The organism is Streptomyces sp. NBC_01171 (assembly GCF_045039805.1).
Classification (GTDB): Bacteria; Actinomycetota; Actinomycetes; order Streptomycetales; family Streptomycetaceae; genus Streptomyces.
The window spans coordinates 4,375,712-4,398,364 of record NZ_CP108609.1 but is presented as its reverse complement, the minus strand read 5'-3'; the positions used below and the strand labels follow the sequence as shown (position 1 = coordinate 4,398,364).

The following is a 22,653-nucleotide window of genomic DNA, read 5'->3' as shown; positions in this document are numbered from 1 at the left end:
GCACCCCCATGCCCGCGAGCAGCTTTTTGTTGCTAGCGTGTAGTTGCAAGTAAGTTGCAATAAGGCTCGGAGGGGACCCGCCCATGTCCGTCTACACGCTGCCCGAACTGCCCTACGACTACGCCGCGCTCGCGCCCGTCATCAGCCCCGAGATCATCGAGCTGCACCACGACAAGCACCACGCGGCCTATGTGAAGGGCGCCAACGACACCCTGGAGCAGCTCGCCGAGGCACGGGACAAGGACGCGTGGGGGTCGGTGAACGGGCTGGAGAAGAACCTCGCCTTTCACCTCTCCGGGCACATCCTGCACAGCATCTACTGGCAGAACATGACCGGTCCGAAGGACGGTGGCGGCGAGCCGCTGGAGCAGGACGGCGTGGGCGAGCTGGCGGACGCGATCAAGGAGTCGTTCGGTTCCTTCGCGGCCTTCAAGGCCCAGTTGACCAAGGCGTCGGCCACCACCCAGGGCTCCGGCTGGGGCGTGCTGGCGTACGAGCCGCTGAGCGGCCGGCTGATCGTGGAGCAGGTCTACGACCACCAGGGCAACGTCGGCCAGGGCTCGACCCCGGTGCTGGTCTTCGACGCCTGGGAGCACGCCTTCTACCTGCAGTACAAGAACCAGAAGGTGGACTTCATCGAGGCGATGTGGCAGGTCGTGAACTGGCAGGACGTGGCCCGGCGCTACGCGGCCGCCAAGTCCCGCGCGGACGTGCTGCTGCTGGCCCCCTGAGGACCGCCTGAAGTTCCCCGAGCGTCCCGCCTCGTGATCGTCTTCTCAACCTTCACCCGGCGGGCGGATGAAGGAAGCCCCCCGCGAGGACGTGACTCGCGGGGGGCTTCTTCACGCGGCGGCTAGAGGTTGCTGAAGTCCGGGCCGGCCGTGCGGCTGCGCTTCAGCTCGTAGAAGCCCGGCACCGAGGCGACCGCGAGGGTGCCGTCCCACAGGCGGGCCGCCTCCTCGCCCTTGGGGGCCGGGGTGACCACGGGGCCGAAGAAGGCGATCTGCTCGCCGTCCGGGCCGGGGACCGCGATGACCGGGGTGCCCACGTCCTGGCCGACCTTCTCGATGCCCTCCTTGTGGGAGGCGCGCAGCTCGGCGTCGAACTCGAAGTCGGTCTGGTCGAAGTAGTCGATCAGGTCGGCGGGCAGGCCGACCTCGGCGAGCGCGCCCACGACGGCCTCGCGGCTCGGACCCTCGCCCTCGTTGTGGATGCGGGTGCCGAGCGCGGTGTAGAGCGGGCCGAGGACGTCCGCGCCGTGCTTCTGCCAGGCGGCGGTGACCACCCGGACCGGCTGCCACGCCTTGGTGGCGAGCATCTCCCGGTACTCCTCGGGCAGCTCGTCGATGCGGTCCTCGTTGAGGACGGCGAGGCTCATGATGTGCCAGCGCACCTCGATGTCCCGGACCTTCTCCACCTCCAGGACCCAGCGGGAGGTCATCCAGGCCCAGGGGCAGAGCGGGTCGAACCAGAAGTCCACCGGGGTCTTGCCCGACGTGGTCGCGGTCTCGGACATTTCTCTCCTCGCAAGCAGGTCTTTCCCAGCGGCAACAGCGCCCTGGCCCGCGCAATTCCCCGATGCCGCCGGTCAGGGCCGCATGGCAGGATCGTGCCGTTCAGTGCCCCGCATCTTGCGACCACAAGGGAGTGCCGCCCGTGCCCGGTGAGAATCTGTCCCGCGACGAGGCCCGTGAGCGGGCCGCCCTGCTGTCGGTCGACTCGTACGACGTGGCGCTGGACCTGCGCTCCGCCGTGGGCGAGTCCGGCGGCGAGCCGCGGACCTTCCGCTCGGTGACCACGATCCGCTTCCGCTGCGCCGAGCCCGGGGCGACGAGCTTCGCCGACCTGATCGCGCCGGGCGTGACCGCGGTGTCGCTCAACGGCCGCGACCTCGACCCCGGCGAGGTGTTCGACGGCACCCGCATCGCGCTGGAGGACCTGGCCACCGACAACGAGCTGATCGTGGACGCCCGGTGCGCCTACTCCCGCACCGGCGAGGGCCTGCACCGCTTCGTCGACCCCGAGGACGGCGAGGTCTACCTCTACACGCAGTACGAACCGGCCGACTCCCGGCGGGTGTTCGCCAACTTCGAGCAGCCCGACCTCAAGGCGCCCTTCCGCTTCGAGGTCCGCGCCCCCGAGGGCTGGACGGTGTGGAGCAACGGCGCCGGTGAACTCGCCGACGGTGTCTGGCGGTTCGCGGAGACCAAGCCGATCTCCACCTACATCACCTGCGTGGTCGCCGGCCCGTACCACTATGTGACCGACTCCTACGAGCGGGTCCTGGAGGACGGGTCCAAGCTGGAGATCCCGCTCGGCGCGATGTGCCGCAAGGGTCTGGCGCCCTACTTCGACGCCGACGACGTCTTCCTGATCACCAAGCAGGGGCTGGACTTCTTCCACGAGAACTTCGACTACCCCTACCCCTTCGGGAAGTACGACCAGGCGTTCGTGCCCGAGTACAACCTCGGGGCGATGGAGAACCCCGGACTGGTCACCTTCCGGGAGGAGTACATCTTCCGGGGCAAGGTCACGCAGGCCTCGTACGAGGGGCGGGCCAATGTGATCCTGCACGAGATGGCGCACATGTGGTTCGGCGATCTGGTCACCATGGTCTGGTGGGACGACCTGTGGCTGAAGGAGTCCTTCGCGGACTTCATGGGCACCTTCGGCAACGTGGGCGCGACCCGCTTCAAGGACGCCTGGACGACGTTCGCCAACCGCCGCAAGGCATGGGCGTACCGCGCGGACCAGCTCCCCTCCACGCACCCCGTCACCGCCGACATCCGCGACCTCCAGGACGCCAAGCTCAACTTCGACGGCATCACCTACGCCAAGGGCGCCTCCGTCCTCAAGCAACTGGTGGCCTACGTCGGCCAGGACGCCTTCCTGGAGGGCGCCCGGCGTTACTTCAAGCGGCACGCCTACGGCAACACCCAACTGGCGGACCTGCTGTCGGTGCTGGGCGAGACCAGCGGCCGGGACATGTCGGGGTGGGCCCGCTCGTGGCTCCAGACGGCGGGCGTCAACTCCCTCACCCCGCAGGTGCTGGTGAGTCCCGAGGGCCGGATCGACGAGCTGGCCGTGCTCCAGGAGGCCCCCGAGTCCCACCCCGAACTGCGCCCGCACCGGGTGAAGGTGGGCCTGTACCGGCTGGGTGAGGGGGGCGCGCTGGAGCGCTACCGGAGCGCCGAGGTCGACGTCGAGGGCCCACGCACGGTGCTGGCGGAGCTGGCCGGCGCCGAGGTGCCGGACCTGGTGCTGGTCAACGACGACGACCTCACCTACTGCAAGATCCGCTTCGACGAGACCTCGCTCGCCACCCTCCGCGAGCACCTCGGCGACCTGACCGACCCGCTCGCCCGCGCCCTGTGCTGGACGGCGCTGTGGAACCTGACACGGGACGGTCTGCTGCCCGCGCGGGAGTTCGTGGCGCTGGTGCTGCGCTTCGCGGGCCGGGAGTCCGACATCGGCGTCCTCCAGATGCTGCACGCGTGGGCCGGCACGGCGCTGGAGCGGTACGCGGCCCCCGAGTGGCGGGCGACGGGCGGCGAGCTGCTGGCGCAGGGCGCGCTGAGGGAGCTGCGGGCGGCCGAGCCGGGCAGCGAGCAGCAGTTGGCCTGGGCGCGCTTCTTCGCCACGGTCGCCACCGGCGCCGCCGACCTCGCCCTGCTGAAGGACCTGCTGGACGGCACCGAGACGGTCGAGGGCCTCGCCGTGGACCAGGAGCTGCGCTGGGCGTTCCTGGAGCCGCTCGCCGCGCACGGGGTGGCGGACGAGGAGGTGCTCGCGGCCGAACTGGCCCGCGACGACACCGCGTCGGGCAAGCGCCACCAGGTGCGCTGCCTGGCCGCGCGGCCCTCGGCGGCGGTGAAGGCGCAGGCGTGGGCGCAGGTCGTGGAGTCGGACGCGCTGTCCAACGCGCTGGTGGAGGCGACCCTCGCGGGCTTCGACCGGCCGGGTCAGCAGGAGCTGACGGCGCCGTACGCGGAGAAGTACTTCGCGGTGCTGGAGCGGGTGTGGCGGGAGCGGTCGATCCAGATCGCCATGCACATCGTCAACGGGCTGTTCCCGGCCCACCAGGACCGGCCCGAGACGCTGGCGGCGACGGACGCGTGGCTGACGGAGCACGCGGACGCGGCCCCGGCGCTGCGGCGGCTGGTGCTGGAGGCGCGGGACGACCTGGCGCGGGCGCTGCGCGCACAGGCGTGCGACGCCGGCACCCGATCCTTGGCCTGAGCTTCAGCGCCCGGTGACCGTTACGGAATCCGGGCACGACGGCCCGTAACCCCTGGTCCTCCCCCGATCGGACCAGGGGTTTTCGCCGCCTACTCGGCACCCGAACACCCGTCCTTTAGTACCGTGTTGTCCGCATTTTTCGACGGATGTGTAACAGCGGTTACGGGTGGGCCGGAAGTGGGGCATTCCAGAGCCATGACGCACGACACCCCGCTCTCCCCCCGCCCGCTCCGCCACCTCACCGAGGTCCACCGCCGGGTCCTGACCGCCGCCCAGTTGCGCACCCACGGGGTGACGACGGCCGAGCTGAACGAGCGGTGCCGGGCCGACGGTCCCTGGCGGCTGCTGCTGCCCAACGTGGTCCTGCTGCACTCCGGGTCCCCCACGAACGAGGAGCGCCTGCACGGCGCGCTGCTGTACGCCTCCCGCGAGTCCACGCCAGGTGTGCCCGCCCAGCCGGGCGCGGGCGACCCGCACCGGGGGGTCTACGCCGAGGCGATGCTCACCGGTCTGGCCGCCCTCGCCCTGCACGGCCTGCCGTCCGCGCCCCCGCTGCTCTCCCTGGAGCACATCGACGTCCTGGTCCCGAGGCTGCGCCGGCTGCGCTCGACCGGGTACGTGCGGGTGGTGCGCACCCCGGACCTCCCGGCCGCGCGGCCGGTCGCGGGCCTGCCGGTGGCGCCGGTGGCGCGGGCGGTGGCGGACGCGGTGGCCCACCTGACGGACGCGGACACGGTACGGCTGCTGCTGACCGAGGCGGTGCGCGACGGGCACTGCGATCCGGCCGCGCTGGTACGGGAGTTGACCGAGGCCAAGCTGATGGGCCGGGCCCATGTGGTGGACGCGGTGGACTCGCTGGTGGCCGAGGGCCGCGCGGTCGCGGAGGACCGGCTGTACCGGATGGTCACGGGGTACGGACTCCCGGACCCGGTGTGGAACGTGGACCTGCGGCTGCCCGGCGGCCCCCACCTGGGTGGCCTGGACGCCTACTGGCCCGAGCAGGCGGTCGCCGTCGAGCTGGACACCCGGGCCCCGCGCCAGGACGAGGACGCGACCTGGTCGGAGTACGCCCGTAAGCGGGAGCACCTGGAGCGGCTCGGGATCACGGTCGTGCACATCACCCCGAAGAAGCTGAGGGAGTCGATGGAGCAGCAGGCCGCGGTGGTCCGTACGGCGCTGATGGCCGCCGGTGACCGCGACCCGGCCGCGTACGTGGTCGTGCTGCCCCGCTAGTCCCGTTCAGCGCGTCCCGACCGGCGGCCCGGGGTCCAGGCGGCCGGTGGGCGGGCGTTCGCGCCACAGGCGCAGGGCGGTGTCCACGAGGGAGACCCGGGCCAGCCCGGACACGGCGTCGAGGTCGTGCCAGGCCGCGAGGTCGGTGGAACCGCCCACCTCGTAGCGGAGTTCACCCCCGGTGACGTGCGCGGCGTACAGCAGCCGTATGCCGTGGTGGTCGACGGCGCGGCCGGGGAAGCGGCCGGGCAGCACCGCCCGGTTGGTGTGCACGCCGAGCAGATCGGTGACCTCCACCCGGTAGCCGGTCTCCTCGGCCACCTCGCGGCGCACGGTGTCGTACGGGTCCTCGCCGAACTCGGCGCCGCCGCCCGGCAGTACCCACTCGTGGCCGCCGCCCCGCGCGGGCGAGCGGGCGAGCAGGAGCTGTCCGTCGCGGACACACACGGCGTAGGCCGCCACCCTCAACTTGCGTCGCATGCCGGGACGTTAGCGCGACGGGCGAGGGAACCGAGTGAATTCGGGCTTATTCGGTCCCCAACCGCACACATCGCATCGCGGGTTTTCCCCATACATGGATCTCGATTCGGTCAACGAACCCCAAAATTCGGTCGCCTGGGAAAGGCTGCGCTGGTCCGGCACCGGACCTCGCGGACAACCCTCACCGACTAAGGGATGCGATGACCCACTCCCCCGACCGTGACCCGATACCCGGCCCGAGACGCCTGGCGCGCCTGACACTGGCCGCCGGCGTGGTCGCCGCCCTCTGCGCGGCCGGCCCCGTGCCGATGGCGCTGGCCGCCGACGCGCCGCCCGCCCAGGCCGCCGACCCCGGCGCCAAGCCCGCGCCCCGCAAGCTCGGCGCCGACGACGCCGACCGGCTCGCGGAGGCCAAGGCGGACGGCGCCAAGAGCGTCACGATGATGATCGCCACCGCGCCGGGCTCCACCGAGCAGGTCGCCTCCCAGCTCGACGCCGCCGGCACCGTGGGCCGCACCTTCGACAAGGTCGGCTACGTCCGCGCCACCGTCCCGACCGCCAAGGCGGACTCGGTCATCGCCGCCGCGGCCAAGCTCTCCTCGGTGCAGGCGATCGACCTGCGCCAGGAGATCCCGCTGGACGACCCGGCGCCGGGCGCGGACACCGCGAAGGACGCCAAGAACGCCCGTACGGCGGCCGCTTACCCGGCGCCCGGCAGCACGACTCCGGCGAAGAACCCGTACAACCCGTCGTTCGAGACCGGTGCCGTCGACTTCGTCGAGGACCACCCCAAGGCGGACGGGCGCGGGGTCACCATCGGCATCCTGGACTCGGGTGTGGACCTCGGCCACCCGGCGCTCCAGAAGACCACCACCGGTGAGCGCAAGATCGTCGACTGGGTCACCTCCACCGACCCCGTGAGCGACGGCGACGGCACCTGGCGGCGGATGACCGCGGCGGTCTCCGGCCCGTCCTTCTCCGTCGGCACCGGCGCGAACGCGGAGACCTTCAAGGCCCCGGCCGGCGCCTACAAGTTCAACTACCTGTACGAGTCCGCCACCACCGGCGGCGACATGCAGGGCGACCTCAACCGCGACGGTGACACCACCGACGCCTGGGGCGTGCTGTACGACCCGGCCACCGGCACGGTCCGCGTCGACACCGACGACGACCTGGACTTCGGCGACAACGAGCCGATGAAGCCGTACAAGGACGGCTACCAGATCGGCTACTTCGGCACCGACGACCCGAAGACGGACGTCGTCGAGCGCATCCCCTTCGTGGTCGAGATCCGCAAGGACGTCGTCTACAACGCCTCGGGCGCCAAGGCCGATTACGTCAACATCGGCGTGATCGAGTCCGAGCACGGCACCCATGTCGCGGGCATCACGGCGGCCAACGGGCTGTTCGGCGGCAAGATGAACGGTGCCGCGCCCGGCGCCAAGATCGTCTCCTCGCGCGCCTGCACCTGGTCCGGCGGCTGCACCAACGTGGCCCTCACCGAGGGCATGATCGACCTGGTGACCAACCGGGGCGTGGACATCGTCAACATGTCCATCGGCGGCCTCCCGGCGCTGAACGACGGCAACAACGCCCGCGCCGAGCTGTACACCCGGCTCATCGACACCTACGGCGTCCAGCTCGTCATCTCGGCCGGCAACTCCGGCCCCGGCGCCAACACCATCGGCGACCCCGGTCTCGCCGACAAGGTGATCTCGGTCGGCGCCGCCATCTCCAAGGAGACCTGGGCCGCGAACTACGGCTCGGCGGTGGAGACCCCGTACGCGCTGATGCCGTTCTCCTCGCGCGGCCCGCGTGAGGACGGCGGCTTCACGCCGACCATCACCGCGCCCGGCGCGGCGATCAACACCACCCAGACCTGGCTGCCCGGCTCCCCGGTCGCCGAGGCGGGCTACACCCTGCCGGCCGGCTACTCGATGCTCCAGGGCACCTCGATGGCCTCCCCGCAGGCGGCGGGCGCCAGTGCCCTGCTGCTCAGCGCCGCCAAGCAGAAGAACATCGACCTCACCCCGGCCGTGCTGCGCACCGCGCTCACCTCGACCGCGCACCACATCAAGGGCGCGCAGGCGTACGAGGAGGGCTCCGGCCTGATCGACGTCGTCGACGCCTGGACCGCGATCCGGCTCGGCGCCTCGGCGCACGAGTACACCGTCAAGGCCCCGGTCGACACCGCGATCGACGACGCCCTGAAGACCCCCGGCTTCGGCACCGGCCTCTACGACCGCGAGGGCGGCCTGAAGTCCGGCCAGCGCAAGACGTACGACGTCACGGTCACCCGCACCACCGGCGCCGACCGCGCGGTCTGGCACCTGCTGAGCTTCGCCAACGACCCGGAGCACACCTTCCGCGTCGTCGGCAGCCCGCTGGTGCGGCTGCCGCTGAACCAGCCGGTCACCGTCAAGGTGGAGGCCGCGCCCAAGACGGCCGGGCTCAAGAGCGCGATCCTCCGGGTGGACGACCCGCTGACCGTGGGCGTCGACAGGCAGATCCTGAGCACGGTCGTGGTGGCGAGCCCGGTGGACTACACCCGCTCCGTCTCCGGCTCGGTGCAGCGCAACAGCACCCGGTCCTACTTCCTGACCGTGCCCGAGGGCGCGAAGTCGCTGGAGGTGGCCATCGACGGCCTGAAGTCCGGCAGCCAGACCCGGTTCATCGCCATCCACCCCTACGGGACGCCGGTCGACAACACCAGCACCCCGTACTGCTACAACAACTACCTCGACGGCAACGGCTGCAAGCCCGACGTGCGCTCCTACGCTGACCCGCAGGCCGGTGTCTGGGAGGTCGAGGTCGAGGCGCGCCGCACCTCGCCCCTGCTGGACAACCCCTACAAGCTGGACGTCTCCGTGCTCGGCGCGGTCTTCGACCCGGAGACCGTGACCGTCCCCGAGGCCAAGGTGGGCGTCCCGGCCACCGCGTCCTGGAAGGTCACCAACAAGTACGCCGCGCTCGACGGCAAGCTGGTCGGCGGCCCGCTCGGTTCCGCGAAGGCCGCCCGTCCGGCGATCAAGGAGGGCGAGACCGCGACCACCACGGTGGAGGTCCCGGCCGGCGCCAAGTCCCTGGACGTGGCCATCGGCAAGGTCTCGGACCCGGCCGCCGACCTCGACCTCGCGGTGTACGACGCCGCGGGCAAGCTGGTCGCCCAGTCCGCCGACGGCGACTCGGAGGAGGCCGTCTCCGTCGCCTCCCCCGCCGCGGGCACCTACACGGTCGAGGTCGTGGGCTACTCGGTCCCGGCCGGTTCCACCGACTACGACTACCGGGACGTGTTCTTCTCCGACGCGCTCGGCGCCGTCACGGTCGACGACTCGGCCCCGGTGAAGCTCGGCACGGGCGCCTCGGCCACCGTGTCCGGCAAGGTCACGGCCGCCGCCGAGGCCCCGGCGGGCCGCGAGTTCTTCGGGCGGGTCCAGCTCGTGAACGCGCGCGGCACGGTCGCGGGCACGGCGAGCGTGCAGATCGGGAAGGTCACGCCGTAACCGGCTATCCCCTGGTGGAGGGGGCGGGCGTCCTGGTGGGCGCCCGCCCCTTCGGCGTGTGCGGCGTACGTCACACCTCCGTATGGCGGTGGGCCGGACGGGCAGGGACCCGGACAGCACGGCTTGCGGCCGACGGGTCCGGGGGAGGGAACTTCTGCGGCCGCTCCCCGCGCGGGACCGCAGGTCCGCGGGCCGTCCGAGGGGTACGGGTGTCCCTCACACCGGGCACACCCGTACAAAGGATTGGACACGCGGCCCTGTACCGGCCGCATGATGGAAAAGTGCCGGTCAAGCAAGTGACCCGGTACTGGGACAGACAGAGGGAGTCGTCGTGAGGGTCGGAATCGTCGGAGCCACCGGTCAGGTCGGCACGGTCATGCGCAAGATCCTCAAGGAGCGGGACTTCCCGGTCACCGAGCTGCGCCTGTTCGCCTCCGCCCGCTCGGCCGGGACCGTGCTGGACGGCGTGACGGTGGAGGACGCCTCGACCGCCGACTACTCCGGCCTCGACATCGTGCTCTTCTCGGCGGGCGGCGCCACCTCCAAGGCGCTCGCGGAGAAGGTCGCCGCGCAGGGCCCGGTCGTGATCGACAACTCCTCGGCCTGGCGCCGGGACCCCGAGGTGCCCCTGGTGGTCTCCGAGGTGAACCCGCACGCCATCGCCGACCGCCCCAAGGGCATCATCGCCAACCCGAACTGCACCACGATGGCCGCGATGCCGGTGCTGCGCCCGCTGCACGAGGAGGCCGGGCTCGAAGCGCTGGTCGTCGCCACCTACCAGGCCGTCTCCGGATCGGGTCTCGCGGGCGTGGCCGAGCTGCACGGGCAGGCGCAGAAGGTCATCGCCGACGCCGACAAGCTGACCCACGACGGCGACGCGGTGGACTTCCCCGAGCCGGGCGTCTACAAGCGCCCGATCGCCTTCAACGTGCTCCCGCTGGCCGGCTCCATCGTGGACGACGGCCTGCACGAGACCGACGAGGAGCAGAAGCTCCGCAACGAGTCCCGCAAGATCCTGGAGATCCCCGAGCTGAAGGTCTCCGGCACCTGTGTGCGCGTCCCGGTCTTCTCCGGGCACTCCCTCCAGGTCAACGCCCGCTTCGCCCGCCCGATCTCCGTCGAGCGCGCGACCGAGCTGCTGGCGCAGGCGCCGGGTGTCGCCCTGTCCGAGATCCCGACCCCGCTCCAGGCGGCCGGCCAGGACCCGTCGTACGTGGGCCGCATCCGCACCGACGAGACGGTGGACAACGGCCTCGCCCTGTTCATCTCCAACGACAACCTCCGCAAGGGCGCCGCGCTGAACGCGGTACAGATCGCGGAGCTGGTGGCGGCCGAGCTGAAGAGCTGACCGAACGCAGGCGCGCGCCCCAGGCATCCCGCGGGTGCCTGGGGCGCCGCTGTCACGCCTCGGTGAGCAGCGGGTCGTAGGGGGTGGACCGCCGCCGTCCGGACATGAAGGTGAGGAAGTCCTTCACGAACGCGCTGCGCGTGTACACGCCCGTCGCGTCGACGGTGTCGCGGTGGAACGCGGTGCGGAACAGGGCCCGGTACTCGTCCGCGTCGATGTGCTGGTTCCCGTCCTTGTCGGTGACGTCGAAGAGGACCTCGGCGACTCTGATCAGCGCGGGTCCGGCCAGGGCGGGAGCTGCCGCGGCGTACTCCTGCGCGCTGACCCGGCCGTCGCCATCGGCGTCGAGCGCCGTCTGGAGTTCCCGCCACCAGTCGGCGTAGGCGTTGTAGAGCCTGGTCTCCTCCGGTTCGTCCAGGTCGAGGCGGGTGGACATCTCCCGGGCCATGGCGGCGAGGTCCGGCCAGTCGAGAAAGCCGTCACCGGTCTGGTCCAGGACCTCGTGGAAGAACTCCTCGGCGCTGCGCCGCGTCCCGGTTCCTCCACTCGGGGCGGATTGTGCGGGGACGGGCTGCGCGGGTCCGGGCTGTGCGGGGACGGGCGTGATCAGCCGCAGCAGCGCGCCGGCGCGTTTCATCTGGTCACGCAGGGCGGTGACCGTCCGCATACGGGGGTCGTCACTCTCGGGAGAGAGCGCCAGCAGGTCGGCGACGCCTTGGGCGTGGACCCAGCCGCCGGGGAGGAAGCGGGCCAGCCCCGCGGCGAGGTACGTACCGTGCATCAGGGTCTGCGCACCAGGTGTCTCGGGCAGACCGGCCCGGCGGCGGAAGGACTCCGGCAGGGAAGCGACGGTGATCGCCCCGATGACCGGTCCGGCGACGGCCCGGCCGGTCCCCCACAGGGTGGGCAGGCCGGCCAGCAGCGGCGGCGCGGGGAGATGATCGAAGAGCTTGTAGAGGACGATGCGCATGGCCTCCGTGTTCTCCAGCTCCTCCTCGACCACGCGGTCGTAGTACGGCCAGAACTCGTGGAGGGTCGGCGGCAGGAATGCGGCATCGTCGCCCAGGGCGGTGTGGAACGCCTGGAATCCGGTGTACAGCCGTTCCATGGCGGCCTGTTCCATGGCTTGCCCACTCAGCCGGTGCATGGTGACGGCACTTTCGAACATGGTCGCCACCACCCAGGCGCGTGCGGCGGGGTCCATCGCGCTGTACGACCGGTTCCGCGCGTCGGTGCCGGTCATCCGCGCGTGCAGGCGGTTGAGCCGCGCGGACTCCCGGCGTCGCACCTCGTCGTCGGGGCCGAACATGCGCTGCGTGCTCAGCAAGGTGTTGCGCAGCCGCCGCCAGGGGTGGGTCACGAACGACGAGTGGTCGACGAGAGCCGCCCCGATCTGCGGGTGAGCGGCCTCCAGTACGGTCGCGCGGATGAGCGCCAGCGCCCAGCGCGGGTCGTTGAAGATTTCGGCATGCTCGTCCAACCGGTTCATGGGCGGGTCACCATCCCTGCTCGACGAATCCATGAGTCATCCGTTCACGTTCGACCGCACGCCGCCGAAGCGGCGGTCCCGTTGCCGATAGGCGTGCACGCACTGCACGAAGTGCGGCGCGCGGAAGTCGGGCCAGAGCACCGGCGGGAAGATCCACTCGGCGTAGGCGACCTGCCAGAGCATGAAGTTGGAGATGCGCTGCTCACCGGACGTACGGATGACCAGGTCCACGTCGGGCGTGTCCGGGAAGGGCAGGTGAGCGGCGAACACCTCCTCGTCCACGCCCTCGGCGGGCAACCCGCTGCGGATCAGCGACCGAGCGGCTTCGACGATGTCCCCACGTCCGCCGTGATCGAACGCGACCGTCAGCGTCATGCCTCGGTTCGCGCCGGTCAGCGTCATCAGGTCGGTGAAGTCCTGGGCCAGCGCCGCGGGAATCCGCGAATCCGTCACCCCGAGGAACCGGCAGCGGATACCGCGCGCGTGCAGCAAGGGGGCGTGCTTGCGCACCACTTGACGCACCAGTCGCAGCAGGAAATCGACCTCCGCGTCCGGACGCCTCCAGTTCTCGGTGGAGAACGCGTACAGGCTCAGCCACTCGACTCCGGCCGCCCGTGCCGCCTCGATGACGTCGATGACCGTCGCCTCCGCGGCCCGGTGCCCCGAGGTGCGCGGAAGCGACCGCTGCGCCGCCCACCGGCCGTTTCCGTCCATCACACAGGCGACATGACGCGGCACCTCGCGCCGGCCGGTGCCTTCCGGAGGAGATGGGGCGGAGCCGGGAGAGGGAGAATCGCCGGTCGCCCGCTGAGTGGCCATGACGCCCCTTCACTGCTCGTCTCCGCGGAGCGGGCCCGCCGGGACCGGCGCGCCGCCCCTGGGCAACAGAAACAGCGTGCCAGCGCCGGGTGCCGGGAGGAGGCCGAGGGCGGCCCTTTCACCCTTGGCGCTCCAGTGCGAATCGTTGCCGCCGTGGGGCCCTAGGGCCTGCGCACCTCGTACAGGTAGCAGCCGTACTCCACCGCCCTGACGTGTACGAGCGCCACCTCGGGGTCGGTGAACGCCTCGGTCAGGGCGGCCTCGAAGTCCCCGGGCGCGGTGACCAGGCGGCCGCCGAGGATGTGGCCGTCGTGGGAGTAGCGGCGCAGGACGCGGTGGGCCCCGGTGAAGGCGAGCCCGTCTTCGGGCGCCGGTCCGCCGCAGGGGTCGGCGTGGATGAAGACCGGGCCCTGCTCGTCGTACGCGCCCGGTTCGGCGCCGGTGTCCGCCGCCCAGCGGCGCAGGGGCGCGTAGGAGACAAGGGCGACGCGTTCGCCGGGCTCGCTCCGGCGCAGACAGCAGCGCAGCGGGGCGCCGCCCTCCGGGTCGGTGACGGCGGTCATCGGGCGCCCGGCGTCGTCCGAGGCACGCAGTTCCGCGAGGACCGGTTCGGTGATGGCGCGCGGGGTGTGAAGGGTCGTGGCGTGTGTCGTCATGTGTCCCAGGCTGGCCCTGCGAAGGCCCGGTGACCGGCGGAACAAGGACATCGCGTTCGCGGATCTCCCGTGGAAGGATGGCGCAACCCACACATAACGAGGAGATGACCGCGTGCCTGGCACAAACCTGACTCGGGAAGAGGCGCAGCAGCGGGCCGACCTGCTCAGCGTCGACTCGTACGAGATCGATCTCGACCTCTCCGGCGCGCAGGAGGGCGGCACCTTCCGGTCCGTGACCACGGTGCGCTTCGACGTGGCCGAGTCCGGCGCCGAGTCCTTCATCGACCTGGTGGCACCGGCCGTGCGCGAGGTGACGCTGAACGGGGACTCGCTGGACCCGGCGGAGGTCTTCAAGGAGTCCCGGATCGCGCTGCCCGGTCTGCTCGACGGCCGCAACATCCTGCGGGTGGTGGCCGACTGCGCGTACACCAACACCGGTGAGGGTCTGCACCGGTTCGTGGACCCGGTCGACGAACAGGCTTACCTGTACACGCAGTTCGAGGTGCCGGACGCGCGGCGCGTGTTCGCCAGCTTCGAGCAGCCGGACCTCAAGGCGACCTTCCGCTTCACGGTGACCGCGCCCGAGGGCTGGACGGTGATCTCCAACTCCCCGACGCCGGAGCCCAAGGACAACGTCTGGGCGTTCGCGCCGACCCCGCGCATCTCGACGTACATCACGGCGCTGATCGTCGGCCCGTACCACTCGGTGCACAGCGTGTACGAGAAGGACGGGCAGTCCGTGCCGCTGGGCATCTACTGCCGGCCCTCGCTCGCCGAACACCTCGACTCCGACGCGATCTTCGAGGTCACCCGGCAGGGCTTCGACTGGTTCCAGGAGAAGTTCGACTACGCGTACCCCTTCGAGAAGTACGACCAGCTCTTCGTGCCGGAGTTCAACGCGGGCGCGATGGAGAACGCCGGCGCGGTGACCATCCGCGACCAGTACGTCTTCCGGTCCAAGGTGACCGACGCGGCGTACGAGGTGCGGGCGGAGACGATCCTGCACGAGCTGGCGCACATGTGGTTCGGCGACCTGGTCACCATGGAGTGGTGGAACGACCTGTGGCTGAACGAGTCGTTCGCCACCTTCACCTCCATCGCCTGCCAGGCTTCCGCGCCGGGCTCCCGCTGGCCGCACGCGTGGACGACGTTCGCCAACTCGATGAAGACGTGGGCGTACCGCCAGGACCAGCTCCCGTCCACGCACCCGATCATGGCCGAGATCCGGGATCTGGACGACGTCCTGGTCAACTTCGACGGCATCACGTACGCCAAGGGCGCCTCGGTGCTGAAGCAGCTCGTGGCGTACGTCGGCGAGGACGAGTTCTTCCGGGGCGTGCAGGCGTACTTCAAGCGGCACGCGTTCGGCAACACGCGGCTGTCGGACCTGCTGGGCGCGCTGGAGGAGACCTCCGGGCGCGATCTGAAGACCTGGTCGAAGGCGTGGCTGGAGACGGCGGGGATCAACATCCTCCGTCCCGAGCTGGAGACCGACGCGGACGGTGTCATCACCTCCTTCGCGGTGCGCCAGGAGGCCCCGGCGCTCCCCGTGGGCGCCAAGGGCGAGCCGACGCTGCGGCCGCACCGCATCGCGATCGGCCTGTACGACCTGGACGACGCGGGCAAGCTGGTGCGCGTCAAGCGGGTCGAGCTGGACGTGGACGGCGAGCTGACGGCCGTGCCCGAGCTGACCGGCGTCCGCCGCCCGGCCGTGATCCTGCTCAACGACGACGACCTGTCGTACGCGAAGGTCCGCCTGGACGAGGAGTCCCTCGCGGTCGTCACCGAGCACCTCGGTGACTTCGCGGAGTCGCTGCCGCGCGCGCTGAGCTGGGCGTCGGCGTGGGACATGACGCGTGACGGCGAGCTGGCCACCCGTGACTACCTCTCGCTGGTGCTGTCCGGCATCGGCAAGGAGTCCGACATCGGTGTCGTGCAGTCCCTGCACCGCCAGGCCAAGCTGGCGATCGACCTGTACGCCGACCCGGCCGCCCGCGAGACCCTGCTGACCCGCTGGACCGAGGCCACGCTGGCGCATCTGCGCACGGCTGAGCCGGGCAGCGACCACCAGTTGGCCTGGGCCCGCGCGTTCGCCGCCACGGCCCGTACGCCGGAGCAGCTCGACCTGCTGGAGGCGCTGCTCGACGGTTCGCGGACCGTCGAGGGCCTCGCCGTCGACACCGAGCTGCGCTGGGCGTTCGTGGAGCGCCTCGCCGCGGTCGGCCGCTTCGACGAGGCGGAGATCGCCGCCGAGTACGAGCGCGACCGCACCGCCGCCGGCGAGCGCCACGCGGCCACCGCCCGCGCGGCCCGCCCGACCGCCGAGGCCAAGGCCGAGGCGTGGGCCTCGGTCGTCGAGTCCGACAAGCTCCCCAACGCCGTTCAGGAAGCGGTGATCATCGGCTTCGTCCAGACCGACCAGCGCGACCTCCTCGCCCCCTACACGGACCGCTACTTCGACTCCGTGAAGTCGGCCTGGGACTCCCGCTCCCACGAGATGGCCCAGCAGATCGCGGTCGGCCTCTACCCGTCGGTCCAGGTCTCGGAGGAGACCCTCCGCAAGACGGACGCGTGGCTGACGGCGACTGAGCCCACCCCGGCCCTGCGCCGCCTGGTCTCCGAGTCCCGCGCGGGCGTCGAGCGGGCGCTGAAGGCCCAGCGGGCGGACGCGGCTTCGGCGTGACCGGCCAGCAGTCGAGAGGGGGCGCCCGGCATTGTGCCGGGTGCCCCTCCTTGTCGTCACGACCGGCGCTCCCCCGCATCGCACACCGGGGCGGCCTTGAACACCGTCCAGACCGTTTTACCGGGGTTGTGGGCAGTCACCCCGAAGTCGTCGGCCAGCGTGTGCACAAGCCGCAGTCCCCTGCCGCCGGTCTCCTCTGCCCCGCCCTCCTTGACCACCGGCACTCCCCCGCCGCTGTCACGTACCTCGATGCGCACCGAAGCATCGTCAACCGTGAGGGCGAGTAGGAACTCGCGCCCCGGCGGCACCCCGTGCAGTACTGCGTTCGTGGCCAACTCCGAGACGCAGAGGTGGATGTCGTCCTGCCGGTCGCGGTACCCCCACTCCGGAAGGGTCTCGACGGCGAAGATGCGGGCAGCTCCGACGGATCTGCGAGCGCGGGGGAATCGTCGTTGCCGTAACAGGGGCATGGAGCACCACCTACTTGCGCCGAGGTACGAGATCGACCGAACCGTATCACTATTCACGAAAAGCAGACAGGTACTCTGAGAGTAGTCGGCCGAGACGGTTCGCCTAACGTGTAGACCGGCAAGCCCCGATACAGGAGGACAGCGTGAGTGACAGCAGGTGGGTCAGTTCCTCGATGCCGTATCTGACGCCGCGGGATCGGGGGCAGTCCGATGCGTGGGGCGCGGAGGCGGTGGCTCGCGGCGGGAAAGGTGGCCAGCGGATCGTGCATGCCGGCGAGGTGCCCGCGTCGGACGAGGTCGCCGATCTGCTCGGGGTAGCTGCCGGAGATGCGGTGGTTGTACGTCGCCGGATCATCGAACTCAACGGTCGACCTTGCGAGTTGACCGACACCTACTACCCGGCTGCCATCGCTCGAGGTACCCGCCTCGCCGAACGGGGCAAGATTCCCGGTGGTGCGGTGACCCTTCTCGCCGAACTCGGCCACCGTGGCGTCCGCGTGCGCGAAGACGTGACAGCCCGGATGCCCGGCCCGGATGAGCGCGAAGCCCTGCATCTGGAAGCCGACGAACCGGTCCTACGGTTGAGCAGGCTCACCTTGAACGACGCCGACCAGCCCATCCAGGCGGACCTGATCGTCATGCCCGCCCATCGTCAGCAGCTTCGCTACGAGATTCGGATCGGATGACCGTGCCCATCAACGACTCCGGCGCTCTCGATCGACGCTCCCTGCACGAGCGGATCGCCGCCGACCTGCGCGACGAGATCATGAGCGGCGACCTTGCAGCGGGCGCCAGCCTGCCGTCCACCGTCCAGCTCAAGGAGCGCTTCGCCGCCTCCAACGCCACCATCCAGAAGGCGTTGCAGATACTGAAGGACGAACAGCTCGTCATCGGCCGGGCCGGAGCAGCCGTCACCGTCCGCGAGCACCGGCAGCGCACCATGCGCCCCGCTTCGTACATGGCCCCGGCAGCGCCGGGAAAGCCGTACCGCTGGCTCACCGAGACGGCGAAGCGGGGAACGCGGGCCCACAGCACGCTGCTGGACGTCCGAGAGGCTCCCGCGCCTGCCGACGTGGCCGCCGCCCTGCGGATCACCGGCGATGAAACGGTGCTTCTGCGTCAACAGCTCCTCACCCTCGACGACGAGCCCGTGGAACTGGTGAGGTCGTACTACCCGATGGCCATCGCAGGAGGTACCGCCATCACGGAGAAGCGGAAGATCAGAGGCGGCACCCCGGCACTCCTGGCCGAACTCGGCTTCCCACCCCACACCAGCGTTGACCGGGTCTCCGCGAGGGTTCCGACGCAGGAGCAGTACCAAGCGCTGAGGCTGCCCAGCGATCTACCTGTGCTCCGCACCCTGCGTGTGGTGTTCAGCGACGACCGCCCCATCGAAGCGACCGTCATGGTCAAGGCAGGCCATCTCTATGAGCTTCAGTACGAGTTCTCCGCAGAGTGAGTGGGTCAGTCCGGCGGGCCCACGTGCTCAAGTAGCGCCTTCTCCACAGCTGTTGGCGTGGGGGACTTCGCCGACCAGGCGACGTAGCCGTCCGGGCGGATCAGGACGGTCGCCGGGCCGGGCCATGCGGAGGTGGTGAGGTGGGGCCGGCTGGGGTCCTCGTAGGGGGTCTGCGTCAGCAGGACGAAGTTGCCCGGCCGCAGAGCCTCGTAGAGGCGGGTGCCGGACGGCAGCGGGATGTCCGGGGCTCGTTTGCCGGTGAGGCCGTGGCCGTAGGAGTAGCCCAGGCCCGTTACCTGGTGGAGGGCTCTGCGGCGTAGGGCGGGGAAGTGGGTGACCGACTTCGCCAGGAGCGACCGGAGTCCCCGCGTCCAGGGGCGGTCGGCCATCGCCAGGCGGATCAGGGCGCCGCTGCTGCGGAGGACCGTGCGGCCCACCGGGTGGCGTTCGGCGTTGTAGGTGTCCAGGAGGGACGGGTCGGCGCGGCCGTCCAAGACCGCTGCCAGTTTCCAGCTCAGATTGGCCGCGTCCTGGAGGCCCGTGTTCATGCCCTGGCCGCCCGCCGGGGAGTGGACGTGGGCGGCGTCGCCGGCGAGGAAGACCCGGCCCGCGCGGTACGAAGGTGCCTGGCGTTCGTCGCTGTGGAAGCGGGACAGCCAGCGCGGGTCGCGCATGCCGTAGTCGCGGCCGAGGGCGACGCGGACGATGTCCTTGATCTCGGCGAGGTCGAGCGGGGCGTCGTCGGGGACGTCGTGGGAGCGGTGCCAGCCGACGACCCGGTGGTAGCCGTCACCGAAGGGGATCAGCAGGGCGAAGGCGTCCCCCGCCGTGCCCGCGGTGAGCAGGTCCGGCGGGTCCTCGGAGAGCCGTACGTCCGCGAGGACCACCGAGCGGATGACCGAGCGTCCCGGGAACGGCAGCCCCACCGCCTCCCGCACCGCGCTCCGCATCCCGTCCGCCCCGACCACGTACGAAGCCCGCAGCGGCTCCATGCCCCGCCCGAGGACGGTCACCCCGGACGCGTCCTGCGTCAGCGCGGTCACCTCGGCCTCGTGAAGAAACTCGGCGCCCGCCTCCCGCGCCCGCCGCTCCAGCACCCGTTCGACCTCGTACTGCGGGATCACCAGGACGTGCGGGAAGCGGGTGGGGAGTTCGGAGAGGTCGAGAGTGAGGCCGTCGAAGAGGCCGAGCCGGGTCATCGGGCGGCCGAGAGACTCGAGTTCGTCCGCGAGGCCCCGCATGTCGAGCTGCTCCAGCGTGCGGGCGTGCAGCGCGAAGGCGCGGGTGAGGTTGCTGATGCCGCGCGGCCGCTTCTCCAGCATGGTGACCGGGATGCCGGCCTCGGCCAGGTCACCGGCGAGGAGCAGTCCGGTCGGGCCGCAGCCCACTACGGCGACGCCGGTGGTGTCTGCCATCTGCGGCTCCTCGGTGGCACGGGGAAAGAAACACGCCGGGGACGCCGTCCAGACCCGCGCAGGCGGGAGGAGCGGCGCCCCCGGCGGTCAGGACCTACAGGTCCGTCAGCTCTTCGAGGCGGACGAGCCCGACCGCGACTTGTCCAGCACCATCACCAGTCCGGCGATGACGACGAACAGGCCCACCGGGATCAGCACGTACAGGCCGATGGTCTCCCAGGCGGAGAGACCGGGGCCGGGGTCGTCACCGTCGTCGCGGCTGAGCGCGAGCGCGGGGGACGACATGAGCAGCATCATCAGCGTCGTGCCGGCCGCCAGGGCTCCGGCGCGCAGGGCGTTCTTCTTGTCCACGCTCCCCAAGTTAGCGAACCGCCGTACCGGCCGCGCGTCCGGGGTGCCGTACGCGCGGCCGGTACGGCCCCTCAGGGCCCGCTGTGCCCCAGCCCCGCCTGCACCGCGGCGAGCAGCGCCCGCAGCCGCGGGGACGCGGTCAGCTCCTCCAACGGCACCGGACGCCCCTGCGGGTCGGACACCGGCAGGCGCCAGTTCGGGTACTGGTCCCAGGTGCCGGGCACGTTCTGCGGGCGCCGGTCCCCGATGCCGTCCGGGAGCCAGATGCCGACCAGTCGGGCCGGGGTGCGCAGCAGGAACCGGTGGAAGCCCTGGATCTCGGCCTCCTCGTCGCTGCCGGGCGGCCCCGCGGCCGGGGCGTCCAGCAGACCGAGGCTGCCCAGCAGGGCCAGCCACTCGGCGGTGTCCGCGACCGCGTCCGCCCGCTCGTCGGCGCCGGACTTGACGAGCAGGCCGAGCTTCTCGCGCAGATCGACGTGTTCGCCGGTGAGCCGGGCCGCCGTGGGCGGCAGGTCGTGGGTGGTGGCGGTGGCCAGGCAGTCCTCGCGCCAGCTCTCCGGGGGCAGCGGACGGCCGTCACCGGTCCAGTCCCGCTCGAACCACAGCACGGAGGTGCCCAGCACCCCGCGCCGCTGGAGCGTCTCCCGTACACCGGGCTCGACGGTGCCCAGGTCCTCCCCGATCACCAGCGCGCCCGCGCGGGACGCCTCCAGCGCGAGCAGGGCGAGCATCGCCTCGGCGTCGTAGCGGACGTAGGTGCCGTCGGTGGGCGGGCTGCCCTCGGGGACCCACCAGAGCCGGAACAGGCCCATCACGTGGTCGATGCGCAGCGCGCCCGCGTACCGGAACAGGGCGCGCAGCAACAGCCGGAACGGCGCGTGGCCGGACTCCGCGAGCCGGTCGGGGCGCCAGGGCGGCAGGCCCCAGTCCTGGCCGCGGGCGTTGAAGGCGTCGGGCGGGGCGCCGACCGACATCCCGGCGGCGAAGTGGTCCTGCTGGGACCAGGCGTCGGCGCCGACCGGGTGCACCCCGACCGCGAGGTCGTGCACGATCCCGATCGGCATCCCGGCCTCCACGGCGGCCCGCTGGGCGGCGCGGAGCTGCTGGTCGGTGAGCCAGGCGAGCCGGGTGTGGAACTCGACCCGGTCGGCGAGGCGGGCGCGGGCGCGCGCGGTCTCCGCCGAGCGGGGGTCGCGCAGCGGCTCGGGCCAGGTCCGCCAGTCCGGTCCGTGCTCCTCGGCGAGGGCGTACCAGGTGGCGTGGTCCTCCAGCGCCTGGCCCTCCTCGGCGCGGAAGGCGTCGTACGCGGCCTGCCGGCCGGGGCCGAGCGGGACCCGTACGACCTGCTCCAGCGCCTGGCGCTTCAGCTCCCACACCGCGTCACGGTCGATGAGGGCGCCCTTGTCCAGCACGTCGGCACGCAGCCGCTCGGCCCGCTCGCGCAGCCGGGGGTTCAGCTCGGCGTAGGAGTACTCCGGGACGTCCTCGACGCGCAGGTGCACCGGGTCGGGGAAGCGGCGGGAGGAGGGGCGGTACGGGGAGGGGTCGGTGGGAGCACCGGGTACGGCCGCGTGCAACGGGTTGACCTGCACGAATCCGGCGCCGTGGGTACGCCCGGCCCAGGCGGCCAGCTCGGCGAGGTCCCCGAGGTCGCCCATGCCCCAGGAGCGGTGGGACAGCACGGAGTAGAGCTGGGCGAGCAGGCCGTAGGAGCGGCCGGCCAGGGCGGGGAGGCGCTCGGGGGCGACGATGAGGTGGGCGTGGCCGGTGCGTCCGTCGGGTGCGGTGACGGTGACGTGGTGGACGCCGGTGGGGAGGTCGTCGATGCCGGTGTGCCGCTCGCCCTGCTCGGTGTCGATCTCCATCCGGGTGCCGGGCGGCAGGACGTCGAAGGGGTCCGGCAGGGCGGGGGTGCCGGTGCCGGCGGCGGGCTGGCCGGTCCAGCGGACCACGGTGGGCGGCAGCAGCCGTTCCCGCAGCTCGCGCTCCCGTTCGGTGAGCGCGGCGCGGACGGCGTCCGGGGTGCTCGCGTCGACGTCCATGGCGGCCAGGGCGGCGATCACGGCGGGGGCGGGCACCGCGACGATGATCTCCGGGGAGGGGCTGTAGGAGGTGGCGACGCCGTGCAGCTCCGCGAGCGCGCGCAGCTCCTCGTCGTCCAGCGCCGCGGCCATCTACTCGGCCGGGCCGAAGCGGACCGGGACGGGGTCGGCGTCACCGGTGAGCGGGACGGTGTCGGCGAGCGGGGGCTCGCTGGTCAGCGGCTCGGCGCCGGGCAGCGGCGGCTCGCTGGTGAGCGGCGCCTCCACGCAGGCGCTCTCCGCGCTGAACGCGCAGTCGGCGGGCGTCTCCGCCTCGGGTTTCCACTGGGCGGGCAGGAACAGGTGAACCGCTGCGGCCACGAGAGCCTCCTTGGTCACGGGGGGCGGGTGCGTTTTGCCGGATTACCCAGCCCTACCCAGCGACACGGATGCCACGCCCGCGCGCGGGAGTGATCCACCGCTCGGG

18 protein-coding genes are annotated in these 22,653 nt (G+C 71.6%); 8 read left to right on the top strand and 10 right to left on the bottom strand.

Annotated elements, in window-relative coordinates; genetic code table 11:
• Window positions 1-83 precede the first annotated feature (83 nt).
• Window positions 84-731, top strand: coding sequence for a superoxide dismutase (locus OG448_RS20265; RefSeq protein ID WP_405555732.1), 648 nt, complete (start codon window positions 84-86; stop codon window positions 729-731).
• Window positions 732-853: 122 nt separating this feature from the next.
• Here OG448_RS20265 and OG448_RS20260 read toward each other — a convergent pair whose 3' ends face one another.
• A complete protein-coding gene (locus tag OG448_RS20260; protein ID WP_405555730.1) occupies window positions 854-1,516 on the bottom strand; it encodes a DsbA family protein in 663 nt (220 codons plus the stop codon).
• A 140-nt stretch (window positions 1,517-1,656) separates the two neighbouring features.
• Between OG448_RS20260 and pepN (OG448_RS20255) the strand changes: the two genes are divergently transcribed.
• Together pepN (OG448_RS20255) and OG448_RS20250 are read left to right on the top strand one after the other, a co-directional pair.
• On the top strand, window positions 1,657-4,239 hold the full coding sequence (gene pepN / locus OG448_RS20255) for an aminopeptidase N (protein WP_405555728.1): 2,583 nt from the start codon (window positions 1,657-1,659) through the stop codon (window positions 4,237-4,239).
• Window positions 4,240-4,434: 195 nt separating this feature from the next.
• On the top strand, window positions 4,435-5,472 hold the full coding sequence (locus OG448_RS20250) for a hypothetical protein (RefSeq protein ID WP_405555726.1): 1,038 nt from the start codon (window positions 4,435-4,437) through the stop codon (window positions 5,470-5,472).
• Between the two features lie 6 nt (window positions 5,473-5,478).
• Here the strand turns inward: OG448_RS20250 and OG448_RS20245 are convergent, their stop codons facing one another.
• Window positions 5,479-5,952 carry an NUDIX hydrolase gene (locus tag OG448_RS20245; RefSeq protein WP_405555724.1) on the bottom strand — a complete coding sequence of 158 codons (474 nt, stop codon included), beginning with the start codon at window positions 5,950-5,952 and terminating at the stop codon, window positions 5,479-5,481.
• 200 nt (window positions 5,953-6,152) lie between these two features.
• Here OG448_RS20245 and OG448_RS20240 point away from each other — a divergent pair, with 200 nt between their 5' ends.
• Together OG448_RS20240 and OG448_RS20235 are read left to right on the top strand one after the other, a co-directional pair.
• A complete protein-coding gene (locus OG448_RS20240; RefSeq protein WP_405555722.1) occupies window positions 6,153-9,455 on the top strand; it encodes a S8 family serine peptidase in 3,303 nt (1,100 codons plus the stop codon).
• Window positions 9,456-9,786: 331 nt separating this feature from the next.
• The gene (locus OG448_RS20235) at window positions 9,787-10,803 is read left to right on the top strand and encodes an aspartate-semialdehyde dehydrogenase (protein WP_391291787.1); all 1,017 of its coding nucleotides are present in this window, start codon (window positions 9,787-9,789) and stop codon (window positions 10,801-10,803) included.
• Window positions 10,804-10,855: 52 nt separating this feature from the next.
• On the opposite strand, the gene OG448_RS20230 is transcribed toward OG448_RS20235, so the two are convergent.
• The 3 genes from OG448_RS20230 to OG448_RS20220 form a co-directional block, all read right to left on the bottom strand.
• Window positions 10,856-12,292 (bottom strand): oxygenase MpaB family protein, encoded by a 1,437-nt coding sequence (locus OG448_RS20230; protein ID WP_405555720.1) that lies wholly within the window; start codon window positions 12,290-12,292, stop codon window positions 10,856-10,858.
• A gap of 36 nt (window positions 12,293-12,328) precedes the next feature.
• Window positions 12,329-13,111, bottom strand: a complete 783-nt coding sequence (gene uppS, locus OG448_RS20225) for a polyprenyl diphosphate synthase (RefSeq protein ID WP_405555719.1) — start codon at window positions 13,109-13,111, stop codon at window positions 12,329-12,331.
• A 161-nt stretch (window positions 13,112-13,272) separates the two neighbouring features.
• Complete coding sequence (locus OG448_RS20220) at window positions 13,273-13,767, bottom strand: DUF1203 domain-containing protein (protein WP_405555717.1); 495 nt, start codon at window positions 13,765-13,767, stop codon at window positions 13,273-13,275.
• A gap of 112 nt (window positions 13,768-13,879) precedes the next feature.
• Here OG448_RS20220 and pepN (OG448_RS20215) point away from each other — a divergent pair, with 112 nt between their 5' ends.
• Complete coding sequence (gene pepN / locus OG448_RS20215; protein WP_405555715.1) at window positions 13,880-16,450, top strand: aminopeptidase N; 2,571 nt, start codon at window positions 13,880-13,882, stop codon at window positions 16,448-16,450.
• A gap of 56 nt (window positions 16,451-16,506) precedes the next feature.
• On the opposite strand, the gene OG448_RS20210 is transcribed toward pepN (OG448_RS20215), so the two are convergent.
• The gene (locus OG448_RS20210) at window positions 16,507-16,920 is read right to left on the bottom strand and encodes an ATP-binding protein (protein ID WP_405555713.1); all 414 of its coding nucleotides are present in this window, start codon (window positions 16,918-16,920) and stop codon (window positions 16,507-16,509) included.
• 143 nt (window positions 16,921-17,063) lie between these two features.
• Here OG448_RS20210 and OG448_RS20205 point away from each other — a divergent pair, with 143 nt between their 5' ends.
• Window positions 17,064-17,606 carry a GntR family transcriptional regulator gene (locus OG448_RS20205; RefSeq protein ID WP_405555711.1) on the top strand — a complete coding sequence of 181 codons (543 nt, stop codon included), beginning with the start codon at window positions 17,064-17,066 and terminating at the stop codon, window positions 17,604-17,606.
• Complete coding sequence (locus tag OG448_RS20200; RefSeq protein WP_405555709.1) at window positions 17,603-18,379, top strand: GntR family transcriptional regulator; 777 nt, start codon at window positions 17,603-17,605, stop codon at window positions 18,377-18,379. The genes OG448_RS20205 and OG448_RS20200 overlap by 4 nt, the downstream gene beginning before the upstream one ends.
• 5 nt (window positions 18,380-18,384) lie before the next feature.
• Here the strand turns inward: OG448_RS20200 and OG448_RS20195 are convergent, their stop codons facing one another.
• The 4 genes from OG448_RS20195 to OG448_RS20180 all read right to left on the bottom strand — a co-directional run bounded on the left by OG448_RS20195 (window position 18,385) and on the right by OG448_RS20180 (window position 22,547).
• The gene (locus tag OG448_RS20195; RefSeq protein ID WP_405555707.1) at window positions 18,385-19,794 is read right to left on the bottom strand and encodes an FAD-dependent monooxygenase; all 1,410 of its coding nucleotides are present in this window, start codon (window positions 19,792-19,794) and stop codon (window positions 18,385-18,387) included.
• Between the two features lie 105 nt (window positions 19,795-19,899).
• Window positions 19,900-20,145, bottom strand: coding sequence for a hypothetical protein (locus OG448_RS20190; protein WP_037855951.1), 246 nt, complete (start codon window positions 20,143-20,145; stop codon window positions 19,900-19,902).
• Window positions 20,146-20,216: 71 nt separating this feature from the next.
• Complete coding sequence (gene malQ / locus OG448_RS20185) at window positions 20,217-22,319, bottom strand: 4-alpha-glucanotransferase (protein WP_405555705.1); 2,103 nt, start codon at window positions 22,317-22,319, stop codon at window positions 20,217-20,219.
• Window positions 22,320-22,547, bottom strand: a complete 228-nt coding sequence (locus OG448_RS20180; protein WP_135788671.1) for a hypothetical protein — start codon at window positions 22,545-22,547, stop codon at window positions 22,320-22,322. It lies immediately after the preceding gene.
• Window positions 22,548-22,653 lie beyond the last annotated feature (106 nt).